18 protein-coding genes are annotated in these 16296 nt (G+C 48.6%); 11 read left to right on the top strand and 7 right to left on the bottom strand.

Going from position 1 to position 16296, the window contains the following annotated elements; genetic code table 11:
• Positions 1 to 67: 67 nt before the first annotated feature.
• Positions 68 to 715, top strand: coding sequence for a Qnr family pentapeptide repeat protein (locus ACXAGR_RS08130; RefSeq protein WP_474849235.1), 648 nt, complete (start codon positions 68 to 70; stop codon positions 713 to 715).
• A 71-nt stretch (positions 716 to 786) separates the two neighbouring features.
• Here the strand turns inward: ACXAGR_RS08130 and ACXAGR_RS08125 are convergent, their stop codons facing one another.
• Positions 787 to 2196, bottom strand: a complete 1410-nt coding sequence (locus ACXAGR_RS08125) for an aminotransferase-like domain-containing protein (RefSeq protein WP_474849233.1) — start codon at positions 2194 to 2196, stop codon at positions 787 to 789.
• 182 nt (positions 2197 to 2378) lie between these two features.
• Between ACXAGR_RS08125 and ACXAGR_RS08120 the strand changes: the two genes are divergently transcribed.
• Together ACXAGR_RS08120 and ACXAGR_RS08115 are read left to right on the top strand one after the other, a co-directional pair.
• The gene (locus ACXAGR_RS08120) at positions 2379 to 2540 is read left to right on the top strand and encodes a hypothetical protein (protein WP_474843954.1); all 162 of its coding nucleotides are present in this window, start codon (positions 2379 to 2381) and stop codon (positions 2538 to 2540) included.
• Positions 2541 to 2906: 366 nt separating this feature from the next.
• Complete coding sequence (locus ACXAGR_RS08115; RefSeq protein WP_474843953.1) at positions 2907 to 3221, top strand: DMT family transporter; 315 nt, start codon at positions 2907 to 2909, stop codon at positions 3219 to 3221.
• Between the two features lie 31 nt (positions 3222 to 3252).
• Here the strand turns inward: ACXAGR_RS08115 and ACXAGR_RS08110 are convergent, their stop codons facing one another.
• Positions 3253 to 4164, bottom strand: coding sequence for a LysR substrate-binding domain-containing protein (locus ACXAGR_RS08110; protein ID WP_474843952.1), 912 nt, complete (start codon positions 4162 to 4164; stop codon positions 3253 to 3255).
• Positions 4165 to 4323: 159 nt separating this feature from the next.
• Between ACXAGR_RS08110 and ACXAGR_RS08105 the strand changes: the two genes are divergently transcribed.
• Genes ACXAGR_RS08105 through ACXAGR_RS08080 form a run of 6 tightly spaced genes read left to right on the top strand, consistent with a single transcriptional unit; the run spans position 4324 to position 9710 of the window.
• The gene (locus ACXAGR_RS08105; protein ID WP_474849231.1) at positions 4324 to 5301 is read left to right on the top strand and encodes a fumarylacetoacetate hydrolase family protein; all 978 of its coding nucleotides are present in this window, start codon (positions 4324 to 4326) and stop codon (positions 5299 to 5301) included.
• A gap of 1 nt (position 5302) precedes the next feature.
• Positions 5303 to 6103 carry a cyclase family protein gene (locus ACXAGR_RS08100; protein ID WP_070125966.1) on the top strand — a complete coding sequence of 267 codons (801 nt, stop codon included), beginning with the start codon at positions 5303 to 5305 and terminating at the stop codon, positions 6101 to 6103.
• A gap of 11 nt (positions 6104 to 6114) precedes the next feature.
• On the top strand, positions 6115 to 7281 hold the full coding sequence (locus tag ACXAGR_RS08095; RefSeq protein WP_303573374.1) for an alpha/beta hydrolase family protein: 1167 nt from the start codon (positions 6115 to 6117) through the stop codon (positions 7279 to 7281).
• Between the two features lie 4 nt (positions 7282 to 7285).
• Positions 7286 to 8215, top strand: coding sequence for a VOC family protein (locus ACXAGR_RS08090; RefSeq protein ID WP_474849229.1), 930 nt, complete (start codon positions 7286 to 7288; stop codon positions 8213 to 8215).
• Positions 8216 to 8220: 5 nt separating this feature from the next.
• Positions 8221 to 8583: a Rieske (2Fe-2S) protein gene (locus ACXAGR_RS08085; RefSeq protein WP_474849227.1), complete on the top strand. Its 363-nt coding sequence runs from the start codon at positions 8221 to 8223 to the stop codon at positions 8581 to 8583.
• Positions 8580 to 9710, top strand: coding sequence for an FAD-dependent oxidoreductase (locus ACXAGR_RS08080; protein WP_474849224.1), 1131 nt, complete (start codon positions 8580 to 8582; stop codon positions 9708 to 9710). Before ACXAGR_RS08085 ends, ACXAGR_RS08080 begins: the two co-directional genes overlap by 4 nt.
• Before the next feature lie 70 nt (positions 9711 to 9780).
• Here ACXAGR_RS08080 and ACXAGR_RS08075 read toward each other — a convergent pair whose 3' ends face one another.
• Positions 9781 to 9972 (bottom strand): hypothetical protein, encoded by a 192-nt coding sequence (locus tag ACXAGR_RS08075; protein ID WP_474849223.1) that lies wholly within the window; start codon positions 9970 to 9972, stop codon positions 9781 to 9783.
• 221 nt (positions 9973 to 10193) lie between these two features.
• On the opposite strand from ACXAGR_RS08075, the gene ACXAGR_RS08070 reads away from it, so the two are divergent.
• Together ACXAGR_RS08070 and ACXAGR_RS08065 are read left to right on the top strand one after the other, a co-directional pair.
• Positions 10194 to 10325, top strand: coding sequence for a hypothetical protein (locus tag ACXAGR_RS08070; protein ID WP_269748657.1), 132 nt, complete (start codon positions 10194 to 10196; stop codon positions 10323 to 10325).
• 370 nt (positions 10326 to 10695) lie between these two features.
• Entirely contained in the window at positions 10696 to 12360 is a 1665-nt protein-coding gene (locus ACXAGR_RS08065; RefSeq protein WP_474849221.1) for a sulfatase family protein, read from the top strand.
• On the opposite strand, the gene ACXAGR_RS08060 is transcribed toward ACXAGR_RS08065, so the two are convergent.
• The 4 genes from ACXAGR_RS08060 to ACXAGR_RS08045 form a co-directional block, all read right to left on the bottom strand.
• Positions 12357 to 13061, bottom strand: coding sequence for a FadR/GntR family transcriptional regulator (locus ACXAGR_RS08060; protein ID WP_474849219.1), 705 nt, complete (start codon positions 13059 to 13061; stop codon positions 12357 to 12359). The genes ACXAGR_RS08065 and ACXAGR_RS08060 overlap by 4 nt on opposite strands.
• Before the next feature lie 79 nt (positions 13062 to 13140).
• Entirely contained in the window at positions 13141 to 13569 is a 429-nt protein-coding gene (locus ACXAGR_RS08055) for a hypothetical protein (RefSeq protein ID WP_474849217.1), read from the bottom strand.
• Positions 13566 to 13715, bottom strand: a complete 150-nt coding sequence (locus ACXAGR_RS08050; protein ID WP_474849215.1) for a hypothetical protein — start codon at positions 13713 to 13715, stop codon at positions 13566 to 13568. Before ACXAGR_RS08050 ends, ACXAGR_RS08055 begins: the two co-directional genes overlap by 4 nt.
• A gap of 414 nt (positions 13716 to 14129) precedes the next feature.
• Complete coding sequence (locus tag ACXAGR_RS08045) at positions 14130 to 16292, bottom strand: TonB-dependent receptor (protein WP_474849213.1); 2163 nt, start codon at positions 16290 to 16292, stop codon at positions 14130 to 14132.
• Positions 16293 to 16296 lie beyond the last annotated feature (4 nt).

The following is a 16296-nucleotide window of genomic DNA, read 5'->3' as shown; positions in this document are numbered from 1 at the left end:
AGGGCTGTTCTCTCGCTTGTTGCGGATTCATGGTTACCTGGCAAAGAAATATTCGTGGAGTTTTAATATGCATTACAAAGGCGAGCTGTTTGAGGGAAAACATTTTGATGAAGATCTCGAAGCTGTAAAATTCGAAAATTGCCGGTTTATCGATTGCGACTTTACCCGCGCAAAATTGTCAGGCGCAGAATTATCAGGTTGTGCCTTTACCACTTCAGACGGCGAAAAAGGTTGCAACTTTTCTTTTGCTGACATTCGCGATACCAGCTTCCGTAATTGTCGTCTGGCACTGGCCAGTTTCCGTGGTGCCGACGGATTTGGTGCTGAATTCAGAGATTGTGATTTAAAAGGTGCTGATTTCAGGCAAGCTTCTTTTGCGAACTTTATCACTACGAAGTCTTTCTTTTGCTCTGTAGTGATAACCGGTTGTAATTTGAGTTATGCGGATTTCGAAGGACAGCTGCTTGAGAAGTGCGAATTATCAGAAAACATCTGGCGCGGCGCGAACCTCAGCGGCGTGAGTATGGACGACGCAGATCTCAGCCGTGGCGATTTTTCTTCAGACCACTGGGGCACGTTCAGCTTGAAAAACTGTGATCTCCGGCATGTGGACTTACATGGACTCGACATCCGCAGAATGGATTTAACTGGCGTGAAAATTTGTGATTGGCAGCAGGAATCCCTGCTCAGTCCTCTTGGTTTAATTGTAAGCTAGGTTTTTACGTTCCCTTTTACCGGCGTTTTACTGAGAATATAAGTACCTATAGGAAGGTTGCTTCTTAGCAGCTATTTCCCTGACTGAGTGATATCAATTATATAACTCGCCAGTTTCTTAAGTAACGTACGACGCGCCCCGTTTAGTTCCAACGAGGCGTTCAGCCGGAAGCAATGATTAAATTCATCATGCAGGCTGAACAGCTTTCCGGGGGCAATCGTAATGTGCAGGCGTAATGCTTCAAAATAGATATCCATCGCATTAACGTGAGGCTGGCATTCTATCCATAAAAAATAACCGCCGTCCTGCGAATGAATTTTAGCAACGTCCTGTAAAAGTGCTTCAAGGCAGGCCTGCATAGTTTTTTTTCTGGTTATCAGTTTCTTACGAAGTTGCTTCAAGTGCGACTCGTAGTTTTTGGAAGACAGGTAGTGAACCAGTGACAGCTGAACAGGCGCACTGGTAGCCAGTGTACTCATCAGCTGTTGTTTCTGAATGTCCAGCGACTTATGGCCGGCAGCCACCCAGCCTATGCGATAGCCTGCTACCAGTGACTTGGAAAAAGACGAACAAAGCAGGCTGTAGCCGTCTTCGACAAAATGTTTAATAGGCAACGGTGGTGTCTGTCCGGCATACAATTCAGCATAAACATCATCTTCGATTAGTGTTACCCCATAGGTTTTGAGTAACCTCGCAATCTGCTGCTTTTTGTCATCACTAAGTGAGTAGCCTACCGGATTCTGAAAGCTGCTCATCAGCCAGCACGCCTTCACCGGATGATTTTGAAAAGCCCGCTCGAGTGCGTCAATATCCAGCCCGTTCAGCGGCGAAACCGTTACTGTAATTGCCTTTAAGCCAAGCCGTTCCAGTGCTTGCATAGCGCCATAAAACACCGGAGATTCAATCACTACCCAGTCACCCGGCCTGGTACAGGATTGCAAACTCAGACTGAGTGCTTCAAGTGCGCCTGCCGTGATAACAATTTCATCAGGGGAAATATTCACACCCCGCGCCGCATAGCGTTTGGCAATTATTTGTCTGAGTTCAGGGTTACCCGGTGGCAGGTTATCCATCGCACTGGTCAGTGAAATTTGTTGTGCAGCTGCGACGATGGACTTATTCAGATGGTGCCTGGGATACAGAGCAGGATCGGGATAAGCAAACCCTAAGCTGAACATATGCGGGTCGCGGGATGCCTGAAGCACTTCATAAACAAAATCATTAATGCTCACCGCTTCCGCTGTTTGTACTTTGTTCTCATCAGCCGGGCGGGCTGCTGATGTAACTGTAAAGCCGGAGCGCTCATGGGAGCTGATCAAACCCTGACTTTCGAGCATCTGATAGGCATGGAGCACGGTCATCAGGCTGTAACCTGTTTGGCGGGCCTGCTTGCGCAGCGACGGAAGCTTTTCATGTTCCAGCCAGATCCCCCGCTCGATCTGCTCTTTTATTTGCCCGGCTAAAATTTTATATTTCGCCATTGCTTACTCCGGCCAAAGCTTCATCAGATTATAACAAGCGAATAAACGATCTGTTATAGAAAAATGTACGCTTTCTGTACCTGTTTATTGTTCCTCTGCGGGTTTACTTTTGATTCTGCCAATTAAGAGTTTCGTCCAGTCGTGGTCTGGCCCGAAATCCGCACAATGTCAAAGGGGACGTTATGAAACTGTATTTACTCTTGTTGTCTTTCTTTCTTGCTGCGCCGGCTCATGCAGGTGGAGGCACGGTATTGGGTATGATTTTCACAATTGTTTTTGTCGTCGTCATGCTGGTGCTGTACTGGATGGTCGTGGCGGAAGTGGGCGAAAAAGATAAGAGTTGAGGATAATCTGATCCTCAGAATTCCTCCGCCAGCGTCTTTTCAACTCATTACTAAACTATTCCGCTACGGGCCCGTGCTGGCGGCCGCCTGGCGAAATGATGTCTACCGGCACGCTCCGCGTTTTATGGTCAAAAACCATGTCTATTTGCTTCATTTTTAAGATTATTGATTGCCTGAATTACTGCCGGCTGCACTTTCCCTGTCTTGCGGTCGCAGGCAGAAAACGAGCCTTGTCTTGTGGCGATAGCGAACTTGCGGATATATTCAATATTTAACATATCAGTAAAAGTGATAGTTGCTAACTGGTCATTGTTGTAAATAACGATAGTATGCCGCCCAATAGTTCATCTTTTAATGAGGGAAACGATGAGTTGGGTTTATCTGGTGCTGGCAGGGTTAACCGAAATTGGTTGGCCTCTGGGCCTGAAATTATCTCAAAGCGGCCAGTACAAATGGGGTGGCATCGCCATGGCGATTACATTTATGGGTGTCAGCGGTTTCTTACTGTATCTGGCGCAAAGGGATATTCCACTGGGTACAGCCTATGCTGTATGGACCGGCATTGGCGCTGCCGGTACGTTTCTGGTGGGCGTTTTTGCCTTTGGCGACCCTACATCACTGCTGCGTTATATCGGCGTATTTTTGATCATATCCGGAGTGGTGCTGCTGAAAGTAGGATGAGAAATGTGAGGTGATTAATCACCTCACGACATCAACTACTTACCATGGCCGCTTCTTCTAAAATCAGTGTGCGCAGCCAGCGATGAATAGGGTCGCTGTCTACGGTTGGGTGCCACATCATCGCTTCCCGCAAGTCGGGAAAATCAAAGGGCATAGATAGAATATCAATAGGCATGATAGTGGCCATGAGTTCAGCAAAACGGCGGGGAATAATGGCCAGTCTGCCGGTGCTGACCACTGTGGTGCACAGTGAGGTAAAGTCGTTGGTGATCACTTCGACTTTACGTTCAATGTTGCGCTCTTTAACCAGCCAAGGCTCAATACTTAAAAGGCTGACACGGCCGAATCCCACCGAAGCGTGTCCCAGTGATGAGAAGATTTCCGGCGTCAGGCCACCCTGCGTGTCCGGATTGTCTTTGCAGGCAATACAAACCATTTCGTCAGTGGCGAAAAAGGCGTGAGGATAACCGTCCACGGTTTCACTTTCCGGCGCAATCACAATATCAATCCCGCTTTTCACCATGGTTTCCACCTCAACGGTGAAAGGTGAAAGAAATTCGAAAGTCATGCCAGGCGCCAGCTTCTGCACTTTCGCCAGCACACCGGCAAGGAATACCTGAATAATATAATCTGACGCAACAATGCGGAAATGTCGCTGGCTGGTGGCGGGCTCCAGTTTACGTTTATTGGTAATCGAACCGCGCACAATGTTCAGCATTTCTCTTACCGGTTCCTGCAGTTCCAGTGCATAAGGCGTGGGCTGCATTTTTCGGCCTATCTGCACCAGCAAATCATCATCAAAATAATGCCGCAACCGAGATAAAATACTGCTGGTGGCCGACTGTGACAGGTGCAGCTTGTCGGCTGTTCTTGTGATATTTTGTTCTTCCAGCAGTATGTCTAATGCTACCAATAAATTCAGATCCAGCTGTTCAAACCGCATAACGCCCTCGTTGCCTGTCTAGGTATCTATGAAATTGATGTAAACCATCTATACATTCAATTTTTTGTTTGCTCAGCGCCCATTTAACATTGTTTCTCCATTAATTTAAATATTTTTAACAATAAAAAATCGAATTTCTGTTCGGTTTGTGGAGCGGCGATGAAACTAGCCTCAATCGATAACGGTAGTCCGGATGGCCAACTGGTTGTTATCTCAAAAGATACTTCGCAAATGTGTCGTGTACACGGTTCTGCCGGCACCATGGCCGCGTGTCTGGCTGACTGGCAAAGTGTGCTTCCGGTACTTCAGGATATCAGCAACGCACTGAACAACGGCACCTGTGAACAGGCAGAGCCGGTTGCCGGTGCCCGTTTCTTAGCACCGTTACCCCGCACGTATCAGTGGCTGGATGGTTCATTGTTTATGAATCATGGCCATTTGATGCAGAAGGCGTTCAATCTCGACCCAATCGAAGACGCCGACAAATATCCGCTGATCTACCAGGGCGCCGGCGATGCTTTCACCGGATGTAATGACACCATTGCGCTGTATAACCCTGCCCATGGCGTAGATTTCGAAGGTGAGTTCGGCGTCCTGATCACGGATGTGCCTGTTGGAGCTACACCCGGTGAGGCCATGCAGGCCATCAAACTGGTGGTGCAACTAAATGACATCAGCTATCGCGGTCTGGCGCCCCGTGAAATGAAAACTGGCTTCGGTTTTGTGCAGGCAAAAGGCGAAACCGCTTTTGCGCCGTTCGCGGTAACGCCGGATGAGCTTGGCGACAGCTGGGCAGACGGCAGAATCCATTTAACCCTCAATATCACCCGCAACGGTGAATGGTTTGGCAACCCGTCGGGCAGTGAAATGCATTTTGGTTTCCATGAGCTGATTGCCCACGCCGCCACAGCCCGTCCTATCAAAGCCGGTACGGTGTTTGGCTCCGGTACGGTTTCCAATACAAACCCCGAAGTCGGACAGGCCTGTATTGCCGAGCTGCGCGCTAAAGAGCTGATAAGGCACGGCAAACCGCAAACCCCGTTTTTGAGTAACGGTGAAACGGTACACATGGTGTGCCGCGACAAGCAGGGCCAGCCGCTTTTCGGCGAAATCAATCAAACAGTAAAAGGAGGCTAACATGTTCAGCCCCAATGATTTTGACATCGTAGATTTGTCCGTCACGCTGGACAACAACCCCCACACCGATCCGCCGCCGCTGTTGCCAAAGATTGATTATATGGATCACCAGGAAGGCTGGCCTGAAATGGAGGCTATGTTCCCCGGCCTTACTCTCGACCAACTACCAGGCAACGAGTCCTGGGCAGCAGAACGCCTGCAAATCACCACCCACAGTGGTACGCACATGGACGCGCCATGGCACTACGCATCCACCACCGACGGCGGCAAGCCGGCTTTTGGTATTGATGAATTACCTCTCGACTGGTGTATGCGCCCGGGTGTGAAGCTGGACTTCCGCAACATGGAAGACGGCTATGTGGTGACCGCAGAAGACATCGAAGCTGAGCTGAAGCGCATTAACTATGAACTGCAACCACTGGATATCGTGGTGGTGAATACCCGCGCCGGTGCCATTTTCGGCGAGCCGGGTTACCTCGAAGCCGGTGTGGGCCTTGGCCGCGAAGCCACCATGTACCTCCTTGAAAAAGGTGTGCGGGTAGTGGGCACCGATGCCTGGAGCTGGGATGCACCCTTCAAGTATACCCGCGAACGCTTCGCTGAATCCGGCGATGCGTCAATTATCTGGGAAGGCCATAAAGCCGGCCGTGATATCGGCTACGGGCAAATGGAAAAGCTTTCAAACCTTGAGTCACTTCCAGCGTCCGGATTCTGGATTTCCTGTTTCCCTTACAAAATTAAAAAGGCATCGGCGGGCTTTGTTCGTGCCGTCGCGTTCGTGCCTAAAAAGACGAATTCTTAAGAGGAGTTATCATGTTTAAGTATTTCCCCACCAACTATGTGTGGAACCTGTCAGTCGACCTCGCCATCGAAATGGGCGCCCGTATCGGTGAAATCGAAGAGATGTGTGCTCCGCTGCAGGAAGCCGCGAAGAAAAAAGACAAAGAGGGTACCGAAGCGTTCCGCAATACCTGGGCAAACATGGCAGACAAGCTGTGTGTGCTGGCCGAAGAAGACGAGCAGGCTGGCCGCATGATTTCTGCCGGCGAAAAGTACATGCGCGCTTCCTCGTACCTCATCACCTGTGAGCGTTTGCAGGCCCACAATGCCCCTGGTCGTCTTGAGCTGTACAAGCGTGAACTGGAATTGTTCGAACGTGGCATGGCGCTGAAAGGGGCGAACTGTAAGCGCGTTGAAATTCCTTATGAAGGCAAACATCTGTCCGGACTTTACGTGAAAGCGAAAAATGTAGATGGCCCGGCACCGCTGTTAATTCAGGTAAACGGCCTGGATTCCACCAAAGAAATGAAGTACCTCGTTGGCTTGCCACAATGGCTGGCAGACCGGGGCGTGTCGTCACTGGTACTGGATCAGCCGGGTACGGGCGAAGCGTTACGCCTGCAAAACATTAACGCCCGTTTCGACAGCGAACACTGGGCATCACCGGTGGTTGACTGGCTGGAGCAGCATCCTGAAGTAGACAACAGCCGCATTGGTATGGAAGGGGTGTCGTTAGGGGGCTATTACTGCCCGCGCGCGGTGGCGAACGAGCCGCGCCTGGCACTGGGTGTGTGCTGGGGTGCAAACCACGACTGGCGTGACGTTCAGAAGCGTCGCCTGGAAAAAGAAGGCGACTTCCCGGTACCACACTATTGGAATCATGTGTGCTGGGTATGGGGCGCAAAAGACATCGACGAGTTCATGACCATTGCTGAAAACGTGTGTCTGGACGGGGAAGTAGAAAAAATCAAAGTGCCTTTCCTGGTCACCCACGGTTCGAAAGACTCACAAATCCCGCTTAAGTGGGCAGAGCGCACCTACGAGCAACTGGTAAACAGCCCTAAGCGTGAGCTGAAAGTGTTTACCGAACGTGAAGGCGGTGTACAGCACTCCAGCTTCGACAACAGCATCAACGCCGGTCACTACATTGCTGACTGGGTAGCGGAAACGTTCAACGCCCGCACATCGATTGAAGGATAAAATCATGAATATTATTGGACCGGATTTATTGATTTTTGGTGTTGATGATGTGGAAGCCTGTAAACAGTTTGCGCTGGATTACGGTTTAACGCAGGCATCTGAACACCGCTTCGTTGCCCTTGATGGCACGGGTATTGAGATTTACAGCAAAGACGACAGCAGTTTGCCTGCGCCGCTGGAAACGGGTTCAAGTATCCGCAAAACCATTTACGGCGTGGCAGATACCGCAACCGTGGATGCCATTTACGACGAACTGTCGAAAGACCGTGAAGTAAAACGTCTGGATGACGGCAGTATTGAAGCTGTGGATGACATGGGTTTTGTGCTGGGCTTCCAGGTCACTATGCGCAAGCCGCTGGATATGCCAGCAGAGAAAATTAATGCACCGGGTGCACCTGCACAGCGTCCGGCCAATGAAATTGGTGTATCGAAAGACTTTACGCCGGAGCCGCGCACTCTGTCTCACGTGGTGTATTTCGTGCCAGATTACAAAAAAGCCGAAGCGTTCTACGCAGAACGTCTGGGCTTTATCACCACCGACCGCTTTAGTCATGTGGGTCCTTTCATGCGTCCTGCAGGCACTACCGATCACCATACGCTGTTCTTCCTGAACACGCCGCCGCAAATGAAAGGTATTGAACACTTTACCTTCCACATGTCTGGCCCGACTGCGGTGGTGCAGGCCGGTAACCGCATGGTGGAAAAAGGTTACCAGAGCTTCTGGGGGCCGGGCCGTCACATCTTCGGTTCTAACTGGTTCTGGTACTTCAAGAGCCCGTTTGGCTGCAACATGGAATTCGATGCTGACATGGATCTCCATGACGACAACTGGGATGCCCGCGAAGCCTTGCCGGGTGCGGATAACTCGCAGGTGTTCCTGCTGCAGTACCGCGAAAAGTGGGCACCAATGGGCCCGCCGCCACCAAAAGGCTGATTGTGATGAACCAAGGTGTCCTGCTCTGCAAATTAGATGAACTACCCGACAATAGTTCCCGGGGTTTTTTGCCTGATACCCGGGGTCAGGACACCGTTTTTATTGTGCGCCGTGGCAGCAAGCTGTATGGCTACAGCGATATTTGTCCGCACTATGGCGATACCGCCTTACCCTGGAAGAAAGATGTTTATCTGGATGCCGGTGGTGACTACATCGTTTGTGCGGCGCATGGCGCGTTATTTACACCCGACACCGGAGAGTGTGTGAAAGGGCCGTGCAGAGGCGAGTTTTTAACCCCTCTGAACATCACGGTGACCGCTGAACAGGATGTCGTTTTACTCTGTGAATCACGAGGAAAAGAACAATGAGCGCATGCGTAAATAAAGTATTGATTATTGGTGGTGGCTTCTCAGGTATGTCTGCCGCTATCGAAATGAGTAAGCGTGGTATACAGGTTGATCTTGTAGAGATTGATAAAAACTGGCGCACCGACGGTGCCGGGATCAGCATTGGCGGCGCCACCATAAGAGCACTGCGTCAAATCGGAGTGCTGGATGAATTTAAAGCGCAGGGTGCTACCCACGCCGGTTTGGATGTTCATGCGCCCGACGGTACTCATCTGGCGCATATTCCTGCGCCGCCAGTGGCGGGCAACGAAGCACCCTGTGAAGGTGCCATTATGCGCCCGGTGCTGGCCAAAATTCTGGCAGCTAAAACCCGTGAATGCGATGTGAATGTGCGCTTAGGCATTACGTTTGAAAACATCAACGACAAAGGCGACAGCGTAGAAGTGACCTTTACCGACGGCACCAGCGGTGAATACGATCTGGTGGTTGGTTCAGACGGCCTGATGTCATCGGTAAGAACAACATTGTTCCCTGATGCACCCAAGCCATCTTACATCGGCCAGGGTGTATGGCGTGCAGTTTTGCCCCGTATTCCTGAAATTGAAAACATTCACATGTGGATGGGTAAGAATGTGAAAGTGGGTGTGAACCCCATGTCGAAAGACGAAATGTACATGTTCATTACCGAAAACCGGGCGGACAACGAGTTTATTGAACCGGCTACTTTCAAAGAGCGCTTTATTGCGTTGCTGGAGTCTTTCCCGGCCCCGGTTGTACAGCAAATGAAAGGCATGCTGCATGACAAGTCGATGATTCACTACCGTCCGCTGGAAAGCATGTTGATGCGTGCACCCTGGTATTCAAACCGCGTAGTGTTAATCGGTGATACCGTGCATGCGACCACGCCGCACCTGGCATCCGGTGCCTGTATCGGACTTGAAGATGCCATTGTATTGGCAGAAGAACTGGATGACAAAGCCACGTTGTCTCAGGCATTAAGCGCATTCCAGACCCGTCGGTGGGAGCGTTGTCGCCTTGTGGTTGAAAACTCCGGTCGCCTTGCTGAAATCGAAATTGAGGGCGGTGACAAAATGGAGCACGCCGGCATTATGCGTGATTCTGCCATTGCGATGGCGCAGCCGCTTTAAGCACTATTCAGCGATATAAAAAGGTGCGCTTTGTATCAGCGCACCTTGATCATTGCGGGTAAAAATTCGCTTAACAGAACTCGTAACTCACATTAGCGAATACCATTCTTGGTCTGACATAGGCGACTTCTGCATAGCCACTGCCTGAACCTAAAGACGAGTTACCAGACACGCGGTAAATCTCATCGGTGGCGTTGTTAATGCCCAATGCTACCTTCCAGTCCATATCCGGCGACTCGATAACTACCGAAATATCAACCAATGTTGAAGAAGCGGAATATTAAACAAATCCCGGGCCTTCATCGATTTCCTCACAGATACCTGTAACGCTATCTAACGATTTTCTCCATACATTGTATCCAAAAGACTAATTTTTGCACTGCGTTAATAAGTTGTATATTGAGTGTAAGTTTCGGGTTGGACCGGAACGCCCTATACACTAATTGAATAAAGAATAATAAAAACGTAACGCAGGAGATGGATATGAATCAGTCTTTTCGTCGTGCAAGAGAATACACATCGCAGGTCGTGCGCGATCCTATTCCTTATTGTTATATGGCCGGTATCGCCGCTTTACTCATGGTTGACCGTTTCGTGTCAATTGGTGGATACTGAGGACGTTCAGGCTGTTTTTGAAACAGCCTGAACGCCCTGGCGGAGTCATTTTTCGTCAGTAATATCTTCTTCTGAATATTGTTGTCTGCACAACGGGCCAGGACACTAAATAGCGCCTTTACGAGGCTATTGGTATGTCCGGACAGACGCTTGCTTTTGATTTATCTGTCAATGATTCACCTGAAACATCCCGCCTGTTCTTCAGTCACATTAGCGTTACGCTGATGGCGATATATTTGTATTACATCGGTACTTTTTTTCCGGCGGGAATCTATTTTTTCAATAGCTCATATTGATAAACTGGGCTTCTGGATAGAATGAGTAAAGATTATGTTAACGGTAATCTATGATCTTTCCATAAGAATTTGCTATGTACAGAATTTTACTTCTAAGCTTATTGCTTTTAACCGTCCTCATTTTTCAACCCGCAACTGCAGCAACAGATCACCCTAATATTATTGTCATCATGGCTGATGATGTAAGTAGCAAGGTCGGCGCTTTTGGTGACAGTATCGCGCAAACTCCCAACTTAGATAAATTAGCTGCCGGGGGCATCCGCTATACGAATTTCTTCACCGTTGCCGGTGTTTGTGCCCCCAGCCGGGCTGCTCATATTACAGGTATGTATCCAATATCTTTCGGCGCGCAACATATGCGCACGGAGGATAAAAATTACCGGGCTGTGCCCCCTCCTCATGTTAAAGCATATCCTGAGTTGCTCAGACGTGCCGGATATGCGACAGCGAATGTGGCAAAGCGTGACTATCAGTTTGGCGAACCTTTTAGTATCTGGGATGTGGACGTAAATGGCTTCATGGATGAGCCGGATTTAGCGGTTTGGAGAAAGCTGCCTTCCGGGAAGCCGTTTTTCGCAATGATCAATCTGCTCTCAACCCACGAAAGCAGGCTGGCTCCAAGGAAGGCACAGGAAACTATTGAAGGTCCTCACGCAGGATTCTTAAAAGCAATGGGGGGGTGGGTTAGCCAGAATGTACAGGAGGTGACGCAATCAAAAGATGTCACTGTGCCTCCTTATTTGCCTGATACGCCTAAAGTGCGTGACTCTGTAACGCAAATGTATGATCTGATCCATTACATGGATGCTCAGGTGGGTAGTATCATAAGCAATCTCGAAGAAGACAGTCTGCTGGAAAATACGATTATACTCTGGACCACTGACAACGGTGATGGTTTCCCGCGTGCCAAAAGAGCCGTACTGGACTCAGGTATTAAGTTACCTATGATATTAAGGTTTCCTGACGGCGTTAGCGCGAATACTGTCGACAGCCGGTTGGTATCAATGGTCGATATTGCACCTGCCGTATTGACCATGGCCGGAGTAGAGGTACCCGATTACATGCAGGGGAGAAACTTTCTGAGTAATCAGAGGGACTATATCTATGCAGCAAGAGACCGGATGGATCAGGTTGAAGACAAAGTCCGGGCTGTCAGGAATAAACGGTATAAGTTAATCCGTAACTACTTAGCTGATAAACCTTATTTCCGCCCGCTTGCTTTCCGTGACTGGTTTCCGGCTATGCAGGAATTAAATGAACGTCATCAGGCCGGGTTGCTGACACCTCTTCAGGAGTCCTATTTCTCGGCTCCGAGGGCTGAAATTGAACTGTACGACACATTGAACGACCCGCATGAAATCAATAACATCGCTGGTCAGCCAGATGTCCGGGAGATCCAAAGTGAGCTGGAGTCTGCACTGGATAATTGGATGGATGTTGTTGATGACGGGAAGTACGAATCGGAAGACATGTTAATTAATGCAATGTGGCCCGGCGGTAATCAACCACAAACTTCAGCTCCGGTTATTAAACTTGAAGAAGTTAGCGGAAATAAGAAAAAAGTGATTCTGAGCAGTCAGACCGAAGGTGCGTCGATCACTTATTCTACCGACCCTGAACAAAAACACTGGCACCTGTATACTGGTCACCTTGTTATTGATGATGAGAGTCACTTGTCAGCAAAAGCAATAAGATACGGTTTTGCAGAAAGTGCTATCAGTACACAGGTAAAAAATTAACTACGCCCGTCAAGCTGCAAAACATCCATATCCTGTTCGATGGCGTTGGATATATGGGCGTGCATGGCATTGCGGGCCCTGGACGGATCGCGGAGTTTCAGTGCATTGAGGATTTTACGGTGTTCATCTACATACGGGTGAACGCCTAAATCCCGTACCCGCTGGTGGAATGTGGAACTGAGCACTGACTGGTTTCGCAATCCCCACAGCCACTTCACGTAAGATTCCAGTGCACTGTTGTCGGTCGCTGCTGCGATGGTGCAATGGAAAAGTTCATCAGCTTGCTCTTTGGCTTTCTCACTGGATTTGGTGTCTTCCATAATGCGAAGGGCGTTTTCCAGTACCGCAAGCTGTTCTTTGCTTATTCTGGCGGCAGCAAGACTAACCGCTTCAGGCTCTACCAGAAGGCGGGCTTCCAGTACTTCGAAGGGACCGGGTACATCATCCAGCTTTCCGGCATCCAGTTCATTCAGCGGCAAAGCATAAATGCCAGACCCGGTGCGAATTTCCACCAGGCCGGCAATTTCAAGGGCAATCATCGCTTCACGAATAGTGGGGCGGCTCACTTCAAACCGTACCGCCAGATCACGCTCTGAGGGTAAACGCTCGCCCGGTTTGATATTTCCGCTGCGGATCTGACTTTCTATTTGTGTGGCGACTTCGATATAAAGTCTGCGTACTTTTACCGCTTCTACTTTCATGGCCTGATTCTGATTTTCTGTCTGCTTAACCGTAAAAGCATAGGGAGACAGGTAAATTAGTCAAGCCAATTTTTATCCATCAGTTAACGCGGATCTTGTGCATTTTCGATTGCAGTACCTCGTTGTTTTGTTTGAGCTTCTCTGCCAACTTATTCAGTTCCTGCGCCAATGTATGTTCATGAGCAGCGGCATCCTGTACGCCAAGGATATTTTCAGCTATCTGACGGGCAGTAACCGGCTGTTCTTCGGTGGCTGCCGACATAGTGTTAATTGTATTCAGAATCGTACTGATTTCAGACACCTGCTGACCCATGGTTTGTGCCTCGGCAGCCACGCTGTCCATGTCTTTGGTTAACGCCTGCATGGCGTCTTTAATTTCCCGGTTTGCGGCCAGAGAGCGTTCTGAAATACCTTTCAATGACAGGCTGGCTTCCAGTGTTTTCATTGTTGAGCGGGCTAACTCTTCGCTGGTGGTTGCCATTTCTTCTATCGCAGAAGAAATCGTCATGGCTTTGCCGTATCGTCACTGGCACCTGAGCGCTGTGCGAGGGTATAACTCACATCTTTACCAACCAGGAAAAAAGCAAAGACAAACAATAGTGCGGCACTGGTCAGCGTGAGCTGAACCAGAGAAAATCGATGTAACCAACTCAAGTTGCGTTCCTCGCATTTCGGTTGAGAAAGTAAAGCGGAGCAATACAACACGATTTGCTTTATAGATTTTTAAGCAAAGTATAGTAAGACTGCGAAAAACAGCGAGTTCCGGTGACGGATTAACAACATTTTTGACAGACAAAGAAAGGAATCGTCAGAAACACGCCTGATGCCCGCCATTGGGCAAAGCCGCAGTGCTCCTTCTAAAAAAGTAAAACGTCTTTGTCAGGGCATGCTACTGATAACAAATTGTCGACTTTAGTATTAGAGACTTCGTGGCAAATATCAATGTGATAAAGCAATTAAAATGATTTTAATTTCTAATTAGAAATAATTGTTATTTCGTGGCAAGTGTTGCAGTTTATCCTCAACTGTTCCTGTAACAATAATGAGCATTCCTCAGGAAAGTGGCAGTTATAGCTGCCACTGTACTTCGATACCAGCTACTCTGGGAGAAGAGAGCGGAGCATAGTAGGTTTCATCAAAACCCAACATGAAGTTTTGATAGGCTTGTCCTGCTGCGTACCTTCTGTCAGTTAAGTTTTCCACGAACAGACGGACTTGCCATTCACTCGTCTGGTACCCGAGAGCTGCGTCAAACAATGACGTGCCGGGCCTGAAAATCGCGTTGTCGGTGGTTAATGCCGTTCTTCCCAGAAAGCGCCATTGCGCGCGCAAATACCACCCGGTGTCCCATTCGTATTTCCCTGTGAGTGAAGTATCCCATTCCGGAATCATTTTGACTTTGTTTCCGGCGTAGCTGACTCTGTCAGAGTAATTATTGCTGTCATATTCTGAATGTGTATAGCCAGCACCAGCACGTAGCGAAAAGTGAGTATCTGGCTGCCACATAAGTTCAGCTTCTGCTCCCTGGCTTGTGATAGCAGCATTTGAACTGATAAGTACTGTAGACAGCACTGTGCCGTCCGGGGCGGTAAGTAAACTCACTTCCTGCCAGGATGAAGCATCGATAGAGAACAATGCGCCGGTGAAAAATAAGTTCAGTGAAGAAATGTTGTTTTTATAACCAATTTCATATGACCACAGTGTTTCATTTTCATAGGGCCCATACTGCGAGGCTATCTCATCCCCTTTGTCGGCTGCAACTAAGTTATACCCGCCGGGTAAGTAACCCCTCGAAGCAGAAATATAAATATTTTGGCTGCTATCCGGTTGCCAGGAAAGTGCTACCTGAGGTAGCCAAACATCGCTTTTCTTTTCAGCATCAAGTTCGGCATAGTTCAATACCAGAGAGCCTAGTGTCAGCGAACCGGCTTGTTGAGACACCTGAGCATCCGAATTTTCGAAACGTAATCCCGCATGCAAACTCAAGCTATTTGTGAGTGGATACCTGGTATATCCAAAGACTGCCATGTTTTTTAGTGAAGAAGACTGTGCGGGGGCTTCCTGATAATCAGAAATACTACCGCTACCAGCCAGGGTGAATAAATTTTGCGTTCTGTGTTGTTCATAGTACGCCGCACCGGAAAACCATGTTGCACCGTTTGTTAGTTCTTCGGATATCTGAAATTCAGCATTTAAAAAATCACGCTCTACTTTATTTCCGCCTGCAGCGAAAGGCGCTAAAGTGAGATCCAGGTCATTACCAAATCCCAGCTCATTGGCCTCGCGGTAAGCAATCGTGCCATTTAACGTATAGTTTCCGAAATCCCCCTTGTATGACGCGCCTGCACTCCACTCATCTTCGTCAGTGTTTTTGGGAGCATCATGTAATAAAGTGTATTCACCGGCCAGTTGGTTGTTGTTGTACAAAGCTGAAAAGGTTTGGTTGTAAGTTGTGGTATCTAAAGGCGCAAATTCCTGTTCGTAAAGGCCCGGAGACTGGTTGTCAGTGACCATAATATTGATGTTAATCTCGCCATTATCTGATGGCAGAAAAATGCGATTTCTGCTGTAGATGCGTAAGTTATCAATGTGTCCTTTTTCGTTGTTTGTAGCAGCTTCATTCTTAACATAACTGTCACCATTTTGTACCTCGACTTCCAACGAAGAGAAAAAGTCATTGAAAACTTCACCAGACACTGTCACTCCGCCCTTGTAAGCCTGGCCGTTTGAAAAATGCTCAACATCGCTGAAAAGAGAAATCTGCAAATCGCTGGATGGTGTCGCGGTATTGATAACAATTATTCCTGCGTCTGCATTCGCGCCATATAACGCTGATTGAGGTCCTTTCAGCACTTCGATTTGTTGAGCTTGTCGTATGTTTAAGTTGTCTGGCTCGCGATAGGGAATGCCATCAATATAAACTGCAGCGCGGTTAACAACAAAAGGGTTAGACTCTATGCCGCGGATAGAAATATAGCTGCCACCTATCTGACCGATTTGAGAGATTGAAACATTCGGTAGCAGTTCGTCGATATCCCTTAGTTGTGAGATGCCGCTCTGCAGAATAGTTTCTTTGTCTATGACCGAGACAGAAGCAGGTGTATCAAGCAGCGATTGTTGCTGCCTGGTTCCCTTTATAACTATATTCTCGTAGTTCTGATTCTCCTGTGCGATCGCGACAGATTTAAAGAGCGCAATGGGAATGACTCCAAACAAAATGAACTTAGACACATCA

The sequence above is a fragment of the Alteromonas sp. ABH4_457 genome, from assembly GCF_056160625.1.
The sequence above is the reverse complement of the archived record's forward strand: the minus strand, read 5'-3'. Positions and strand labels throughout refer to the sequence as shown.

Coding starts and splice junctions, on each gene's coding strand:
- ACXAGR_RS08095 (WP_303573374.1), top strand. CDS start 6,115: ATGTTTAAGTATTTCCCCACCAACTATGTGTGGAACCTGTCAGTCGAC.
- ACXAGR_RS08055 (WP_474849217.1), bottom strand. CDS start 13,569: ATGACGATTTCTTCTGCGATAGAAGAAATGGCAACCACCAGCGAAGAG.
- ACXAGR_RS08125 (WP_474849233.1), bottom strand. CDS start 2,196: ATGGCGAAATATAAAATTTTAGCCGGGCAAATAAAAGAGCAGATCGAG.
- ACXAGR_RS08120 (WP_474843954.1), top strand. CDS start 2,379: ATGAAACTGTATTTACTCTTGTTGTCTTTCTTTCTTGCTGCGCCGGCT.
- ACXAGR_RS08080 (WP_474849224.1), top strand. CDS start 8,580: ATGAGCGCATGCGTAAATAAAGTATTGATTATTGGTGGTGGCTTCTCA.
- ACXAGR_RS08100 (WP_070125966.1), top strand. CDS start 5,303: ATGTTCAGCCCCAATGATTTTGACATCGTAGATTTGTCCGTCACGCTG.
- ACXAGR_RS08060 (WP_474849219.1), bottom strand. CDS start 13,061: ATGAAAGTAGAAGCGGTAAAAGTACGCAGACTTTATATCGAAGTCGCC.
- ACXAGR_RS08105 (WP_474849231.1), top strand. CDS start 4,324: ATGAAACTAGCCTCAATCGATAACGGTAGTCCGGATGGCCAACTGGTT.
- ACXAGR_RS08110 (WP_474843952.1), bottom strand. CDS start 4,164: ATGCGGTTTGAACAGCTGGATCTGAATTTATTGGTAGCATTAGACATA.
- ACXAGR_RS08115 (WP_474843953.1), top strand. CDS start 2,907: ATGAGTTGGGTTTATCTGGTGCTGGCAGGGTTAACCGAAATTGGTTGG.
- ACXAGR_RS08085 (WP_474849227.1), top strand. CDS start 8,221: ATGAACCAAGGTGTCCTGCTCTGCAAATTAGATGAACTACCCGACAAT.
- ACXAGR_RS08065 (WP_474849221.1), top strand. CDS start 10,696: ATGTACAGAATTTTACTTCTAAGCTTATTGCTTTTAACCGTCCTCATT.
- ACXAGR_RS08070 (WP_269748657.1), top strand. CDS start 10,194: ATGAATCAGTCTTTTCGTCGTGCAAGAGAATACACATCGCAGGTCGTG.
- ACXAGR_RS08130 (WP_474849235.1), top strand. CDS start 68: ATGCATTACAAAGGCGAGCTGTTTGAGGGAAAACATTTTGATGAAGAT.
- ACXAGR_RS08090 (WP_474849229.1), top strand. CDS start 7,286: ATGAATATTATTGGACCGGATTTATTGATTTTTGGTGTTGATGATGTG.